The sequence below is a fragment of the Arthrobacter sp. 2RAF22 genome, from assembly GCF_052115325.1.
Classification (GTDB): domain Bacteria; phylum Actinomycetota; class Actinomycetes; order Actinomycetales; family Micrococcaceae; genus Arthrobacter.
The window spans coordinates 49,836-64,766 of record NZ_JBFRGL010000009.1 but is presented as its reverse complement, the minus strand read 5'-3'; the positions used below and the strand labels follow the sequence as shown (position 1 = coordinate 64,766).

General features: G+C 64.4%; 15 protein-coding genes. 1 reads left to right on the top strand and 14 read right to left on the bottom strand.

The annotated features are described in order from the left end of the window. Window positions 1-4: 4 nt before the first annotated feature. The 5 genes from miaB to AB4068_RS09360 all read right to left on the bottom strand — a co-directional run bounded on the left by miaB (window position 5) and on the right by AB4068_RS09360 (window position 5,163). Complete coding sequence (gene miaB, locus AB4068_RS09380; protein WP_441433222.1) at window positions 5-1,600, bottom strand: tRNA (N6-isopentenyl adenosine(37)-C2)-methylthiotransferase MiaB; 1,596 nt, start codon at window positions 1,598-1,600, stop codon at window positions 5-7. Window positions 1,601-1,622: 22 nt separating this feature from the next. Beyond that, complete coding sequence (locus tag AB4068_RS09375; protein ID WP_441433221.1) at window positions 1,623-2,864, bottom strand: lytic transglycosylase domain-containing protein; 1,242 nt, start codon at window positions 2,862-2,864, stop codon at window positions 1,623-1,625. A 128-nt stretch (window positions 2,865-2,992) separates the two neighbouring features. Next, entirely contained in the window at window positions 2,993-3,568 is a 576-nt protein-coding gene (locus AB4068_RS09370) for a regulatory protein RecX (protein ID WP_306962856.1), read from the bottom strand. 64 nt (window positions 3,569-3,632) lie between these two features. After that, a complete protein-coding gene (gene recA / locus AB4068_RS09365) occupies window positions 3,633-4,682 on the bottom strand; it encodes a recombinase RecA (protein ID WP_059387807.1) in 1,050 nt (349 codons plus the stop codon). A 241-nt stretch (window positions 4,683-4,923) separates the two neighbouring features. Beyond that, complete coding sequence (locus AB4068_RS09360) at window positions 4,924-5,163, bottom strand: DUF3046 domain-containing protein (protein ID WP_307053497.1); 240 nt, start codon at window positions 5,161-5,163, stop codon at window positions 4,924-4,926. 41 nt (window positions 5,164-5,204) lie between these two features. Between AB4068_RS09360 and AB4068_RS09355 the strand changes: the two genes are divergently transcribed. Continuing rightward, window positions 5,205-5,702, top strand: coding sequence for a MarR family winged helix-turn-helix transcriptional regulator (locus AB4068_RS09355; protein ID WP_284989330.1), 498 nt, complete (start codon window positions 5,205-5,207; stop codon window positions 5,700-5,702). A 72-nt stretch (window positions 5,703-5,774) separates the two neighbouring features. Here AB4068_RS09355 and AB4068_RS09350 read toward each other — a convergent pair whose 3' ends face one another. From AB4068_RS09350 to dapB, 9 genes are all read right to left on the bottom strand, one after another. Then, a complete protein-coding gene (locus AB4068_RS09350; RefSeq protein ID WP_059387810.1) occupies window positions 5,775-6,227 on the bottom strand; it encodes a helix-turn-helix domain-containing protein in 453 nt (150 codons plus the stop codon). Window positions 6,228-6,359: 132 nt separating this feature from the next. After that, entirely contained in the window at window positions 6,360-6,863 is a 504-nt protein-coding gene (locus AB4068_RS09345) for a CinA family protein (RefSeq protein WP_441433220.1), read from the bottom strand. Next, the gene (gene pgsA, locus AB4068_RS09340) at window positions 6,860-7,462 is read right to left on the bottom strand and encodes a CDP-diacylglycerol--glycerol-3-phosphate 3-phosphatidyltransferase (protein WP_307053499.1); all 603 of its coding nucleotides are present in this window, start codon (window positions 7,460-7,462) and stop codon (window positions 6,860-6,862) included. The genes AB4068_RS09345 and pgsA overlap by 4 nt, the downstream gene beginning before the upstream one ends. A 9-nt stretch (window positions 7,463-7,471) precedes the next feature. Further along, on the bottom strand, window positions 7,472-10,342 hold the full coding sequence (locus AB4068_RS09335; protein ID WP_307053500.1) for an FtsK/SpoIIIE family DNA translocase: 2,871 nt from the start codon (window positions 10,340-10,342) through the stop codon (window positions 7,472-7,474). 171 nt (window positions 10,343-10,513) lie between these two features. After that, on the bottom strand, window positions 10,514-12,205 hold the full coding sequence (locus tag AB4068_RS09330) for a ribonuclease J (RefSeq protein ID WP_059387811.1): 1,692 nt from the start codon (window positions 12,203-12,205) through the stop codon (window positions 10,514-10,516). A 27-nt stretch (window positions 12,206-12,232) separates the two neighbouring features. Then, window positions 12,233-13,144 carry a 4-hydroxy-tetrahydrodipicolinate synthase gene (gene dapA / locus AB4068_RS09325; RefSeq protein WP_059387812.1) on the bottom strand — a complete coding sequence of 304 codons (912 nt, stop codon included), beginning with the start codon at window positions 13,142-13,144 and terminating at the stop codon, window positions 12,233-12,235. 86 nt (window positions 13,145-13,230) lie between these two features. Further along, window positions 13,231-13,593, bottom strand: a complete 363-nt coding sequence (locus tag AB4068_RS09320; RefSeq protein WP_306962846.1) for a hypothetical protein — start codon at window positions 13,591-13,593, stop codon at window positions 13,231-13,233. 60 nt (window positions 13,594-13,653) lie between these two features. Beyond that, window positions 13,654-14,142, bottom strand: coding sequence for a hypothetical protein (locus AB4068_RS09315; RefSeq protein WP_441433219.1), 489 nt, complete (start codon window positions 14,140-14,142; stop codon window positions 13,654-13,656). Window positions 14,143-14,146: 4 nt separating this feature from the next. Next, window positions 14,147-14,905 (bottom strand): 4-hydroxy-tetrahydrodipicolinate reductase, encoded by a 759-nt coding sequence (dapB, locus tag AB4068_RS09310; RefSeq protein WP_306962842.1) that lies wholly within the window; start codon window positions 14,903-14,905, stop codon window positions 14,147-14,149. Between the last annotated feature and the right edge of the window lie 26 nt (window positions 14,906-14,931).

The window sequence follows — 14,931 nt, the reverse complement described above, 5'->3', positions numbered from 1 at the left end:
CGGGCTAACCGCGTCGTACGGGGAGCGACGGCATACCGAGGGAGACGGCCCTTGAACCTGAAGACCCGATGCCGCCGGACCCTGCGCCCGAGGCACTCGGGGCTGGAGCGCCGCAGGAATCGGCCTGCGCGCGGTCCCACGCGTCGCCGGCACGGGAGCGCCTCAAGCTGTAGTCCGCCGTCGTCTCCGGATCGGAGACGAGGTGGAAGGCAGCGGCCTCGGTGATGGTCACGGTGACGAAATCGCCGGGCCGCGGAGTCTCTGCGCCTTCCGGCACGGAGAAGTGGACCAGGCGCTGGTCCTGGGAACGACCCGAAAGGCGATGCGTTTCCTCGGCCTTGCGGCCGGATTGGGCCGTGACAAGGAGCTCGACCCGGCGTCCGAGCTGTTTCGCGTTCTCCTCGGCTGCGATGCGGTCCTGGAGGGCCGTCAGTCGCTCGTAGCGTTCCTGGACAACGGCCTTGGGCAGCTGGTCCGGAAGGTCCGCGGCCGGGGTGCCCGGGCGCTTGGAGTACTGGAAGGTGAAGGCTGAGGCGAAGCGTGACTTCTCGACGACGTCGAGCGTGGCTTGGAAGTCCTCTTCCGTCTCGCCGGGGAAGCCCACGATGATGTCCGTGGTGATCGCGGCGTGGGGAATCTTGTCGCGGACCTTGTCCAGGATCCCCAGGAACTTGGTCGAACGGTAGGAGCGGCGCATGTCCTTGAGGACCTTGTCCGAACCGGACTGGAGGGGCATGTGCAACTGCGGCATGACATTGGCGGTCTCGGCCATCGCGTCGATGACGTCGTCGGTGAAGGCAGCCGGGTGCGGGCTCGTGAAGCGGACGCGCTCGAGGCCTTCGATATCGCCGCAGGCGCGGAGCAGTTTGGAGAAGGCCAAGCGGTCCCCGAATTCCACGCCGTAGGAGTTCACGTTCTGCCCGAGCAGCGTCACCTCGACGGCGCCGTCGTCCACCAACGCCTGGATTTCGGCGAGGATCTCGCCGGGACGTCGGTCCTTCTCCTTGCCGCGGAGCGACGGCACGATGCAGAAGGTGCAGGTGTTGTTGCACCCGACGGAGATGGAAACCCAGCCCGAGTATACGGAGTCGCGCTTGGTCGGCAAGGTGGAGGGGAAGACGTCCAGCGACTCCAGGATTTCCAGCTGTGCCTCGTTGTTGTGGCGGGCCCTGTCCAGCAACGCCGGGAGCGCCCCTACATTGTGGGTCCCGAACACTGCGTCCACCCACGGCGCCTTGCGCACGATGGTTTCGCGGTCCTTTTGCGCAAGGCATCCGCCGACGGCAATCTGCATTCCAGGATGGGCGGCCTTGACCTGTTTGAGTTCCCCGAGGTTGCCGTAAAGCTTGTTGTCGGCGTTCTCACGGACGGCGCAGGTGTTGAAAACCACGACGTCGGCGACGCCGCCGTCGAACGGCACGTACCCTGCATCCTCGAGGAGCCCTGCCATGCGCTCGGAATCATGGACATTCATTTGGCAACCGAAGGTGCGGACCTGGTAGGTGCGCTTCGCCGCGTGCTCGGGTGCCGGATCGACGACAGGGCCCGGAGCGGGCTGCTGAACGGGGGCTGGTGCTGGTGCTGCAGAAGGGGAACTCACCAATCTAGGGTAGCCCCTCGGACTAGTACCAGTTGAAGCCCATCTCATGCTGCCAAGCGTTGCAGGGCGAACCGTAACGGTCGCGGATATAGCCGAGGCCCCAATCGATCTGGGTCCGGTAGTTGCTAAGCCAGTCGCTGCCTGCCGAATAGTACTTGTCCGGCGGCAGCGCCTGCGCTACACCGTAAGCGCCGCTGCTGGGATTGGTGGCGTCCGTCATCCAGCTTGATTCCTGGGTCCACAGCAAGGACAGGCACTGCATTTGGTCCTGGCCCCAACCATAGGCGCCGAGCCGGGAGGACGCGTATTGCCGTGCGCCGGCGGGGTCGTTGACGACGTTTCCCCCGCCACCGCCACCCCCGCCTACGAAGCCGCCGCCTCCTCCACTGCTGATGGGCGGCTGGACCGCTTGCTGGTTGTTGGCGGCGGCCGCTGCGGCTGCCGCTGCGTCGGCTAACGCCTTGCGCTGCGCCGCCTCCCTCTTGGCCTCCTGGGCGGCCTGGTACGCGGCAAGCGCAACCTGGCCTTCTTGATATTTCTGTGCGACAGCGGCAGAAGTGGAGGTCAAGGACGCGAGTTGGGCCACCATGGTCTTTCGCTGGCCGTCCGTGGCGGCCACGCTGTCTTCGGCTGCCCGCCTTGCAGACTCTGCGGCCTGGGCCTTTGCCGCGGCGTCGCTGTCCAACTGGGCCAGCACATCGCGGGCGGCTTGTTCCTGGGCGGTTGCGGCGGCAGATGCCCGGGACGCGCTCAGGGCATCATCGTGCAGCTTCGCCGTACGATCCAGGACCCTGTTCAGCAAGGCGAAATTTTGAATGTTGTCCGGCGCGATGGCGGCGTTCGCAAGGGACCAGGGACCGGGATCGAAGCCGCCCGACTCGTATGCCTGGACCACCAGGGAGGACGTGGCCTTTCTCAAGGAATCCGCTTTTGCCTTGGCCTGTTGGGACGCCTCGGCCAGTTTCTGGGTGACTGCCTGCTGGTGCAGCAGTGCGTCATGGGCCTTGGCGTACTCAGTTCCGGCCTTGATGGCTGCCGCGCCGAGCTCTCCGGATTTCTGCTGAAGTCCAGCCAATAACTGGTTGATGCGGTCTACTTCGGCGCTTGCGGCAGCTTCGTTCCCTTGGGCTTGCTGTACTTCTGCCCAGCTGGGATAGCCCGACGGCGGGGCATCGTCGTCCGCCGAAGCCGGGCCTGCTTGGAGAAGCGACGCGACAAGCAAGGGCACAATGATTGCCGAAAGCCGTAGCGACAACGGATTCATTGGATCTGACCTGCCTCCCGACTCGGAACACTAGTCCAGAACCTTAGCCGACAGGCACCCAGAAGCCACCCAACCCCGCCGCCGGGGACAATACTCACAGGCAGCTCTCAGTTTCTCCGAGACACCGTTTAGCCGATGTCCTCTGCTTCAGGACCGCGTGCTTCAGGACCGCCATACTCTCCGGCGCCATAGGAGCCAGGCTCCTGCGCCAAGGTTTCGTCCAAGACCTCGCCGACAATCCGGAATGCCGTGGATGGCTGGTAACCCTTGCGGGCAAGCATCGACGCGAGCCGCCGGGTTTGCTTGTCCCGCTCGGCCCTGTCGGAAAGGTCCGTCCCGGCCCTCAATCGGCGTGCGACCAGATCCCTGGCCGCGTTCCGCTCGTCGTCGTCACTCACTTGCGCGAGCGCCTGCTCCGCGGTTTCCGTGTCGATGCCTTTGTCCGCCAATTCGCGCCTCAAGGCACCCCGGGCGAGTTTCCTCGACTGGGAACGGCTGCGGACCCACATTTCGGCGAAATCGGCGTCATCAATGAGCCGGACTTCCTCGAAGCGGTCCAGAACGGCTTCGGCCACCTCCTCCGGCACGTTCCGTTCGGCCAGTTTGCGGGCAAGCTGAAGCCTGCTCTTGGGCGAGTTGGTCAGTTGCCGCAAAACAATGGACCGGGCTACCGATTCCGGATTGGCCTCAGGGTCCGCCGCCACGGACGAATCCGCAGACGGGCCCCACGACCGGGAAGAACTTGAGGAACGGGAGCGGCCCTGGCGCTTAGCCGTCAACGGCCTTCAGCTTCGGAGATTTTTCGGCTTCGGCAGGCTTGACTACTCCGACGCCAAGCTTCTCCTTGATGAGCCGCTCGAGGTCCGCAGCCAACTCCGGGTTGTCCCGCAGGAAACGGCGCGAATTCTCCATGCCCTGGCCCAGCTGGTCACCGTCGTAAGTGAACCATGAACCGGACTTCTTGATGATGCCGTGCTCGACGCCCATGTCGATGATGCCGCCCTCGCGGGAAATACCCTGGCCGTAGATGATGTCGAACTCCGCGATCTTGAAGGGCGGAGCCATCTTGTTCTTGACGATCTTGGCCTTGGTCCGGTTACCTACCGAATCCGCGCCTTCCTTCAGCGTCTGGATACGGCGGACGTCGATGCGGATGGACGCGTAGAACTTCAGGGCCTTGCCACCGGTGGTGGTCTCCGGGGAACCGAAGAAAACGCCGATCTTCTCGCGGAGCTGGTTGATGAAGATGGCAGTCGTCTTGGTCTGGCTCAGCCGGCCGGTGATCTTACGCAGGGCCTGGCTCATAAGGCGGGCCTGAAGGCCGACGTGGGAGTCGCCCATTTCGCCTTCGATTTCAGCGCGGGGAACCAATGCGGCGACGGAGTCGATCACGACGATATCCAAGGAGCCGGAGCCGATCAGCATGTCCATGATCTCCAAGGCCTGCTCACCGGTATCCGGCTGCGAAACCAGCAGCGCGTCGGTATCGACGCCCAGTTTCGCCGCGTACTCGGGATCGAGGGCGTGCTCGGCGTCGATGAAGGCTGCGATGCCGCCCTGGCGCTGGGCGTTGGCCACAGCGTGAAGCGCGACGGTGGTCTTACCCGAGGATTCCGGGCCGTAGATTTCCACGATACGGCCGCGCGGCAGGCCGCCGATTCCCAGGGCGACGTCCAAGGCGATGGAACCAGTGGGAATGACTTCGATGGGCGCACGGATATCGTCACCCAAGCGCATGATGGAGCCCTTGCCGAATTGCTTGTCGATTTGGGCAAGCGCTGCCTCGAGCGCCTTCTCACGATCCTGGTTTGCCGCCATGGTTCACACCTCTGATGCTTTCTCGCTGTGGACTGGCCTGAACGGCCGCTTTCCTGTCTCATCCGACGCTAGTACGAGCCGCTGACAATTTTGTGTGCGACTTCGTCTATGTGGACAACTACGGGCTTCGAATGACACGGAAACCGCTCCGTCAGGACCAATTTTCCGCTGATAGGAGCATAGCCTCATCCGAACAGATATTCGAACAAATTTGTGGGCGTGTCCGTTCAGGAACGGGAACTCAGAACGTCCGGGAACCCTTGTCGGCGGGCTTGATGTCCCTGCCGAGCCGTCGCTCCTGGGGAACGTCCTGGACGTCGCACAGGGCAAGCCAGACGTCGCGGGGGCTGTAGCCCGCTGCCAAGGCGTCGTCTGCCGTCCGTCCGCCGACGCCGGCCAATACAAGGGAGCTGCTGAGGACCCGGGAGTAGCCAGCCCCGAATTCATCGTCCATCAGCCGCCAGAAGTCACTGATCCGCACCAATAGAGTCTCTCATGGGAGCGGACTCTAGAATGGTTGTCATGAGCAACACTCCCGACGACGCGCCAGAGATGGTGGAGGTTGGCGACAACGTCGACGCCGCCCTCCAGCAGGTGGAACACCAGCTGAGCATGTTCTGGCGACGCGCACGATCGCTGTCCCACCAGTTGTCCCGCCAGGTCCATCCCGACATGGAACCAGCCGCCTACGGACTGCTGACGATCATCCGGAAAGAGGGGCCAATCCGCCTCACGGAGCTCGCCTCGTGCATCGGCGTCGGGAAGCCATCGGTGAGCCGCCAGATCGCGTTCCTGGAAAGCATCGGCATGGTCTACAAAGAGGCCGACCCTCAGGATGGCCGCGCACAATCCATCCGGCTCACCCCCAAGGGCGAAGAAAAGATGCACCAGGTCCAGGACGCACGCCGGCAGGTGTTCCGGGAACGCCTGGGTGAATGGCCGCTGGAAGAAATCCAGACGCTTGCTGACTACATTGAACGGCTCAACGCCGCGTATGGCGAAGGTATCGGCAAGGACTGACCTCGCCAGGCCACAAAAGCCCAAGAAGGAGGGCCTCCAGCTGGAGGCCCTCCTTCTTTACTTCAGGTCCGCCTAGCGGGCTCCGGAGAGCATGCCCTGGGTGAAGTCGTCGTTCAGTTCGGCGCTGAGCTCGCGATCGAGATCGCGGCCATAGCGCTGGGCGAATTCCTGCGGGACGGTGTCCGGAACAGCGACGCCTTCGGCGACGGCAACCCGGTCACTGACCTCGCGGAGCATGCCGGACAACGGAACGTCCAGGGCCGAGCAGATCGAGGACAGCAGCTCTGAGGATGCTTCCTTCTGGCCGCGTTCAACTTCGCTCAGGTAGCCAAGGGAAACGCGGGCGCTGTGCGAGACTTCGCGGAGCGTACGGCCCTGGCGCTGGCGGACATCGCGCAGGACATCACCAATTTCGTGACGCAGTACAACCATTTTGCGCTCCTTCTGTTCGCTCGGTGCCTTCTCGGCCAAGCCCACATCCTTCCAGCGGACAACGCCGTTTATGGATACGGGCTGCTTAACCATCTGTATCGCCTTGCTCCCTCGTGAGGCCGGTTCACCTTGCGGGTGCACCGGTTGTTTTTTACATCCTAGGCGCCCCGGCCATTCCGGGGCGACACAATGTAACAACTATTGGGCCGCTGTTTTTGTTCCCGGCTACTTTACGTGCGGTAAGTCGGCATGGACAAGGCACTCCAACAAGCGCTCCAGTGCGGCCGCGGTCGCCTGCGCACGGATACTTGGGCGATCTCCCCGAAAGGAGTAGGCATGGGCCGCAGCTCCGCCCTGCGTGGCGACGCCAATGAAGACGGTGCCAACCGGCTTCCCGTCATGCGGCAAAGGTCCCGCAACCCCCGTCGTGGAGACCCCGACGTCGGCCCCGCACGCGCGCCTGGCACCGTCGGCCATGGCCGCCGCCACTCCGGCGTCGACGGATCCGACGGCGGACAGCAACTCCTCGGAGACCCCCAGGATTCCGGCCTTGACGGCATTCTGATAGGCGACCACCCCGCCCTGGAGCATGCCTGACGCGCCGGGAGTATCGGCGAGGGTGGCTGCAACCATTCCGGCTGTCAGGGATTCTGCGGTAGCCACGGTAACGCCCCGCTCGATGGCGAGGGCGACGGCGGACGCAGCCGCCTCTTCAGCGGTGGGGCTCATGCGCGCTTGCCCGCCGAGCGAAGCTTTGCGGCTTCGATCACATATTCGGCGCCGGTCCACACTGTAATCGCGAGTGCGACGATCATGACCCAGAAGGCCACGCTGACGAGCCACGGCGCGAAGGAATTCAGCGGCAGGATGTAGAGGAAGATCGCGACGGTCTGGATGACGGTCTTTAGCTTGCCGCCCCGCGAGGCCGGCATCACGCCATAGCGGATGACGAAGAAGCGCAAGGCGGTGATGCCCCATTCGCGCACGAGGATGAGGATCGTGATCCACCACGGCAGCTCCCCCAGCGCCGAGAGGAGAACGAGTGCCGATCCGATCAGCAGCTTGTCGGCAATCGGGTCCGCGATCTTGCCGAAGTTGGTGACGAGGTTGCGGCTCCGGGCGATGTCGCCGTCGAGCTTGTCCGTATAGATCGCCACAGCGAAGGCCACAACGGCGGTCCAGCGCCAAATGCCGTGCTGGCTGTTGTCCGCCAAGAGGAACCACACGAAGAACGGGACGAGGACAATTCGAAGCATCGTCAGGATGTTGGGCAGGTTCCAGATATCGGAGCTGCTGGAACCGGCTTTGCTGCCGTCGGATGTAGTCACCCCTCTAGGCTACCGTCCGGTCAATGACCAGGCGTCTTCGCCGCCGTCGTCCTCGTCATCGATGCCATCTGCTCCGTCGTGGTACTCCGTGGCCTGCTTGCGGCGTTCGAGATCGGCGGCGACCAAGTCCTCGGCGTAACCGCCGACGGCGATGTTCGCGTTCGCGTTGTCGCTCAGCGCCGCGGTGTGCGCGTCGGGGATAGCCGGAGCATCCTGCCCCTTCATGGCTGCCAGCACGGGAGCGAGGTCGTCGGGCTTGACCAGGACATCGCGGGCCTTGGAACCTTCGGACGGGCCCACGACGCCGCGCGACTCGAGCAGGTCCATGAGGCGGCCGGCCTTGGCGAAGCCGACGCGGAGCTTGCGCTGCAGCATCGAGGTTGAGCCGAACTGCGTGGTGACCACCAGTTCGGTGGCCTGGAGCAGGACCTCGAGGTCGTCTCCGATGTCGTCGTCGATCTGCTTCTTCTGCGCCTCGGGTGCGACGTCGTCACGGTAGACAGCCTTGAGTTGGCCTTTGACGTGTTCCACCACGCGGTGGATTTCGGACTCGGTGACCCAGGCGCCCTGCACACGCATCGCCTTGGAAGCGCCCATCGGCAGGAAGAGGGCGTCACCCTGGCCAATGAGTTTTTCCGCGCCGGGCTGGTCCAGGACCACGCGGGAGTCGGTGACGGAGGACGTTGCGAACGCCATACGCGAAGGGACGTTGGCCTTGATCAGGCCGGTGACGACGTCAACGGACGGACGCTGGGTGGCGAGGACCAGGTGGATGCCGGCAGCACGGGCCAGTTGGGTGATGCGGACAATCGAGTCTTCGACGTCGCGCGGGGCCACCATCATGAGGTCGGCGAGCTCGTCCACGATCACCAGCAAGTACGGGTACGGCTTGATGACGCGCTTGGAGTCGACCGGCGGCAGAACCTTGCCGGCGCGGACCGCCTTGTTGAAGTCGTCGATGTGCTTGAAGCCGTAGTTGGCGAGGTCGTCGTAGCGGGCGTCCATTTCGCGCACCACCCACTGAAGTGCCTCGGCGGCCTTTTTGGGGTTGGTGATGATGGGCGTGATGAGGTGCGGAACGCCCTCATACGCGGTCAGTTCCACGCGCTTGGGGTCCACCATGACCATGCGGACCTCATCGGGTGTGGCACGCATCAGGATCGACGTGATCATGGAGTTCACGAACGACGACTTACCGGCACCTGTGGCACCGGCCACGAGCAAGTGCGGCATTTTGGCGAGGTTCGCGACGACGTAGCCGCCCTCGACGTCCTTGCCGACGCCCATCACCATGGGGTGGTCTGTCCGCCTGGCGTTCTGGCTGCGCAGGACATCGCCGAGGGACACGGTCTCGCGGTCCGTGTTGGGGATCTCGATGCCGATGGCAGACTTGCCCGGAATAGGGCTGAGGATACGGACATCACTCGATGCCACCGCGTAGGAGATGTTCTTGGACAAGGCAGTGACGCGCTCCACTTTGGTGCCGGGAGCAAGTTCGATCTCGTAGCGGGTCACGGTGGGTCCACGGCTGAATCCGGTGACAGTGGCGTCCACGTTGAACTGCTGCATCGTGTCCGTCAAGGCGGCCACGACGGCGTCGTTCGCTTCCGTGCGTTCCTTCGGGATGGAGCCCGGAGTCAGGTTGTCGGAGGACGGCAGCGTGTACGTGACGTCCCCGGCGAGCGAAAGTTGTTCGGTGCGCTGCGGGATCGGCGTCGGGGGCGGTGGTGGACTGACCGGTGCCGAAGGCACGATGACCGGTGGAACGGCGGCGGCCGGCGCGACCAAGGGGATCGCTTCGGTGGCGTTGTCCGCAACCGCCTTCGCGCTTCCGAGTCCCTGTGCACTTCCAAGACCTTGCGCGGCTTTGATCTTCTCGACGGCGATTTCAGCCTGGGTCGGCCTGCGCACGCCCGGCGGCACGGCGGGCCCGCCCTTCGCGGGAGGGGCATCGTCGTCGACGATTGCGTGCTCGAAGGCTTCGTCGCCCACATAGCCCTCGAGTGTGGGGTCGTCGTCGTGGTCCTTGCCGAAGAAGCGCTTCCGGCGCTTCTTCTTTGGCTCAACGGCCGCCTCGTTTTCGTAAAGGTAGCTGCGGTCGTGGGAATCGTCGTGCTGCGAGCCGGCATCCACGAGATCGACGCCCATGAGGTGCTCGTAGGCGCCCCGGATACGCCGGGGAATGGCGCCGAAGGGCGTGGCCGTGACAATCAGGAGCGAGACGAACGCCAAGGCACCGTAGACCAGGACGGGTACGGCAGGGTGGATGGCGGCAAGAGGCGATGCCGCGAGGAAACCGAGCATCCCGCCCGCACGCCGGAGGCCATCGAAGCCGTCGGCGACGGTCGGCTGGCCCCCGATGATGTGGGCCAAGCCGGTTCCGGCGAATGTCATGATCAGGAAACCGATGCCCACGCGGTTGTTGCCCCGGCTGTCCCATGGCTGCCGGAAGAGCCGGAAGGCGCAGACAAAAAGCATGAGCGGCAGGAGCAAGGACACCCAACCGAAGGTTCCGTTCACGATGCTGTAGACAACGTCCGGGAACCAGCCTTTGAAGCCCCACCAGGCGAAGGTTGCGATGAAGACACCGAGAGCCAGGTTGAAAAGGGCGGCGCCGTCCCGGCGGTCGGCGGGATCAAGGTCACTGACGTCATGGCCGATCCGGCGGACCCCCGCACCCACCACGTGCCCGATTCCCAGCCAGACACCCGCAAGCACACGCAGGATCCATGGCTGTTGGGGTTCGACGACGGCGGCCTGCTTGCCGCGGGCCGCGCCTGTGCCGCTCCTGCCGGTCTTGGCCGGGGTCCGGCCGCTGCCCGAGCCGCTGGTTTTGCTGTTGGAGCTGCCTCTAGGCGCGGAGGTAGTACGAGTCGCCATATCGGCCACGCTACCCCAAGCCGTCCGGAAAGCCGCGGATTTCAGGGGAACGGAGGAGCCATGTTGCCCCTGTAGAACAATCCGCGGACCTGGTTCCGCGGCGGGCCGGCCTTCAAACACGAACGGCCCGGTTCGCTTGAACCGGGCCGTTCGGAGTCATCTCCGTCCGGGCTATGCTTCCAGAACCAACGGGATGATCATGGGGCGCCGGCGAAGCTTGCGGTTGACCCACGTGCCGATCACGCGGCGCACGACTTGCTGGAGCTGGTGGTTGGTGTGGTCCGCGTGGTGGAGCACCGCGTCTTCGAGGGCAGCATTGATCTTGGGGATGATTTCGTCGAACACGGAATCGTCTTCGGCCACGCCGCGGGCGTGGATTTCCGGGCCCGAGACGATCTTGCCGGTGGTCCGGTTGATCACGGTGATGACCGAGATGAAGCCCTCGTCGCCGAGGATCCTGCGGTCCTTGAGGTCGGCGTCGGTGATTTCACCCACGCTGGAGCCGTCCACATAGACGAAGCCCACTTCCACCTGGCCAACAACATTGGCTTTGTGGTCCCTGACGTCGATGACTGTGCCGTTGTCGCTGAGGATGACGCGGTCCGAGGGCACGCCGGAGTCCTCCGCCAGGTTGCCGTTGGCGATGAGGTGACGGGTTTCGCCGTGCACAGGCATCGCGTTCAGGGGTTTGAGGATGTTGTAGCAGTAGAGCAGTTCGCCCGCAGCGGCGTGTCCGGAGACATGCACTTTGGCGTTGCCCTTGTGCACGACGTCGGCGCCGAGCTTGAGCAACCCGTTGATGATCCGGTAGACCGCGTTCTCGTTGCCGGGGATGAGGCTCGAGGCCAGAATAACGGTGTCGCCCTGGCCCACCACCACGCGGTGGTCACCGTTGGCCATCCGGGACAGTGCTGCCATGGGTTCGCCCTGCGAGCCCGTGGACATGAGGACCACGCGGTGGTCCGGCAGGTTGTCGATGTTCTTGATGTCCACGAGGATTCCCGGCGGGACGTCAAGGTAGCCCAGTTTCGCGGCGATAGCCATGTTGCGCACCATGGACCGGCCCACGAAGGCGACATTGCGGCCATGCTTGGCGGCGGCGTCGAGCACTTGCTGCACCCGGTGCACGTGCGAGGAGAAGGAGGCAACGATGATCCGCTTCTTGGCCTGGCCGAACAAACGGTCCAAGGTGGGGCCGATCTCCTTTTCCGCCGTGGTGAAGCCGGGAACATCCGCGTTGGTGGAGTCGGCCATGAACAGGTCCACCCCTTCTTCACCCAGGCGGGCGAAGTGGCGCAGGTCCGTGATGCGGCCATCGAGGGGCAACTGGTCCATCTTGAAGTCGCCCGTGTGCAGGACGTTGCCGCCGGCAGTGCGGATGAAGACGGCCAAGGCATCCGGAATGGAGTGGTTGACGGCAACGAATTCGCATTCGAAGGGGCCGAACTGCTCCACCTGCCCTTCGGCGACCGTCAGCGTGTACGGCTTGATCCGGTGTTCCTGGAGCTTGGCCTCGACGAGGGCAAGCGTCAGCTGGGAACCGACCAACGGCAGGTCCGCGCGCAGGCGCAGAAGATACGGCACAGCGCCGATGTGGTCTTCGTGGCCGTGCGTCAGGACGATGGCAACTACGTCGTCCAGCCTGTCCTCGATGTACGAGAAATCGGGCAGGATCAGGTCGACACCCGGCTGTGTCTCTTCAGGGAAGAGCACGCCGCAGTCAACCACCAGCAGCTTGCCGTTGATTTCGAAAACGGCCATGTTGCGGCCGATCTCCCCCAGCCCGCCGAGGGGCACAATCCGGAGTGTTCCCTGCGGAAGTTTGGGCGGGGTGACAAGTCCGGGAAGGGCGGTTTGGGTCATAATGCGCTACTTTCCGGCGGAATCGTTCTAGACAGTGAAGTCCATTCCAGCTTCCGCCAAGTCCTCGCGGATGATTGCGATCTCGGCGGCGTCCGGCTCCACGAGGGGCAAACGGACAACCGAGTTGGGCAGGACTCCCTGCCATTTAAGAATTTGTTTGGCGGCGACGGCGCCTTGGACCCGGGTCATGGTTGCGCGGATCACGGGCTCGAGTTCGAAGTTGATCTTGCGTGCCGTGCCAAGGTCGTTCGAGTTGATGGCGTCGATCAGCTCACGGAAGCGGCGGGTGACAACGTGGGTGGTGACGCCAATCAGGCCCACCGCACCCATGGCCATCCACTGGAGGGTCAGTCCGTCGTCCCCCGAGTAGAAAAGAAGGTCGGTTTCCGCCATGACGCGTGTGGCCGCGGCGAAATCGGCCTTGGCATCCTTGACCGCAACGATGTTGGGGTGGGAGGCAAGGCCGATCATGGTCTCCGGCGCGATCTGGATGGAGGAACGCCCGGGAATGTCATAGAGCATGACAGGAAGCTCGGTGGCGGACGCAATGGCCTCGAAGTGGGCCCGGACGCCAGCCTGGCTCGGCTTGTTGTAGTACGGGGTGACGAGCAGGAGTCCGTCGACGCCGAGCTTCGCGGCTTCCTGGGAGAGGTGCACCGAGTGCGCGGTGTCATTGGTTCCCGTGCCCGCGATGATTGCCGCGCGACCGCCCACGGCTTCCTTCACGGCGCGGAACATGCCGAGGTTTTCCTCGTCGGTGAGCGTGGACGTCTCCCCCGTTGTTCCGGTGACCACCAGGCCATCGCAGCCGTCGTCAACAAGCTTGACTGCCAGTTCCGCTGCCTGCTTGTAGTCAACTTCGCCGTCCTTGGTGAACGGGGTGACCATGGCGGTCAGAAGGGTACCGAGAGCAGGAACGTTCGCACGAGAGTCAGACATATGAAAAACGTTACCCTGTCAGCTGCGGGTTAGGAGAATGGGGCCCGCGTGATTGTCGTCAAATTCAACGAAATGGGAGCACGGCCTCAGGCCGAAGCGTCGCTGTGGCGCCCGGGCGTCGCTGGCCTCTCCGGCGAGCAATACCGGGCAACCGCGGACTCCCGCAAGCGGTCCGCCCACGCTCCCAGCCGCTGTGCTGCCCGCACATAGTCGAACAATTCAACGGGGGTCAGCGATTCAACGTCGGTCTCCGCGAGCCGCCTGGCAAGTTCGGCGCCCGGTTGCTGTTCGCCCAGAACGGTTCCCTCGCGGCGCCACTGCACATCTTCAGGGGGTTCCCCTGCGACAAGCTGCCGGAAGAGGAAATCGACGACGCCCGGGCTCATCGCCTTCATGGGCCCATCCAGGCCTTGGGGATAGCCATTCGGCCGCTTCGAAGGATCGTTCATGCAGCCATGGTATTCGAACATATATTCGAATACAAGGTGTTCTCTCCGAGGGGCCGGCCGCTACCGCTCCGCTGCGGTGGGCTCAGCGCGGAAGAGTCGCACGGCGTCGCGCATGGATTCCCGCGCGCGCTTGCGGTCGCCGGCGGCATCGTAGGCGCAGCTGAGCCGGAACCAGGAACGCCAGTCCTCGGGGGCGGCCTCGGCCTTCACGCGGTACTTTTCAAACTCGGCGTCCGCGGCTGCACGCACGATGCGGCCTCCCGGCGTGCGCGGCAGGTTGTCCACCGGCAGCCCGCCTTCGGCTTCGAGCACCTTCGCCATCTTTTCCGTGCGCGCACCGAAAACAAGCTCGCGGATCAATGCCCACGCTCCAATGATCGGAAGCACCAGGTAGGCGGCTCCGATTCCCTTGGCGACCAGGTTCGCGTCACTGAGCAGCAGGATCGAGCGCTCGAAGGTAACCACGAGGTAGAGAACCAGCAACAGGGTGACGGCACCCACCCAGATCTTGGTGCGGTTCTCCTTGAATGCTTTCCAGAGCGAGCCCATGCGCCTACAGCCCCAGATCCAAATAGCCGTCCAGGCCGACGGTCAGCCCGGGGTGGGACGCCACATTGCGCAGTCCCAGCAGCACACCGGGCATGAAGGACGCCCGGTCGAAGGAATCGTGGCGGATGGTCAGTTGCTCTCCCGGGCCGCCGAGGAGCACTTCCTGATGCGCCACGAGTCCACGCAAACGGACGCTGTGGACGCGGACACCGTCCACGTCGCAACCGCGGGCACCGTCAAGGGCCGTGTTCGTGGCATCCGGGCTAGCGGGGACGCCGGCTTCTTCGCGGGCGGCGGCAATGAGCTGGGCCGTGCGGACGGCGGTGCCCGAAGGCGCGTCCACCTTGTTCGGGTGGTGCAGCTCGATGATTTCCACCGATTCGAAATACTTGGAGGCCTTGGCGGCGAAAGCCGAGGCGAGGACGGAGCCGAGGGCGAAGTTGGGGGCGATCAGGACGCCGGATTCCGGGTTCGCCGCAAGCAGGCCGCGCAAGGCCGCGAGCCGCTCGGCGTCCCAGCCGGTGGTGCCGACAACAGCGTGCATGCCGTGTTCGACGGCGAAGCGGACGTTCGCTTCGGTGCTGTCCGGAACGGTCAGGTCGACGACATACTTCGCACCGGCGTCGAGCAGGGTATCAAGGGAATCGCCGCGGCCCAGCGCCGCGACGAGCTTCATGTCGGCGGCTGCCTCCACCGCCTTGACGGCTTCGATACCCATGCGGCCCTGGGCGCCCAGAACGGCGACAGCAAGTTGTTCGGTCATGCCCTTAACCCTACCGGGCGGCGCGC

Excerpts from the sequence above, each read along its gene's own strand:
- AB4068_RS09375 (WP_441433221.1), bottom strand. The coding sequence starts at position 2,864 with ATGAATCCGTTGTCGCTACGGCTTTCGGCAATCATTGTGCCCTTGCTT.
- recA (WP_059387807.1), bottom strand. The coding sequence starts at position 4,682 with ATGGCGGCAAACCAGGATCGTGAGAAGGCGCTCGAGGCAGCGCTTGCC.
- AB4068_RS09355 (WP_284989330.1), top strand. The coding sequence starts at position 5,205 with ATGAGCAACACTCCCGACGACGCGCCAGAGATGGTGGAGGTTGGCGAC.
- AB4068_RS09350 (WP_059387810.1), bottom strand. The coding sequence starts at position 6,227 with ATGGTTAAGCAGCCCGTATCCATAAACGGCGTTGTCCGCTGGAAGGAT.
- AB4068_RS09345 (WP_441433220.1), bottom strand. The coding sequence starts at position 6,863 with ATGAGCCCCACCGCTGAAGAGGCGGCTGCGTCCGCCGTCGCCCTCGCC.
- AB4068_RS09335 (WP_307053500.1), bottom strand. The coding sequence starts at position 10,342 with ATGGCGACTCGTACTACCTCCGCGCCTAGAGGCAGCTCCAACAGCAAA.
- AB4068_RS09330 (WP_059387811.1), bottom strand. The coding sequence starts at position 12,205 with ATGACCCAAACCGCCCTTCCCGGACTTGTCACCCCGCCCAAACTTCCG.
- dapA (WP_059387812.1), bottom strand. The coding sequence starts at position 13,144 with ATGTCTGACTCTCGTGCGAACGTTCCTGCTCTCGGTACCCTTCTGACC.
- AB4068_RS09320 (WP_306962846.1), bottom strand. The coding sequence starts at position 13,593 with ATGAACGATCCTTCGAAGCGGCCGAATGGCTATCCCCAAGGCCTGGAT.
- AB4068_RS09315 (WP_441433219.1), bottom strand. The coding sequence starts at position 14,142 with ATGGGCTCGCTCTGGAAAGCATTCAAGGAGAACCGCACCAAGATCTGG.
- dapB (WP_306962842.1), bottom strand. The coding sequence starts at position 14,905 with ATGACCGAACAACTTGCTGTCGCCGTTCTGGGCGCCCAGGGCCGCATG.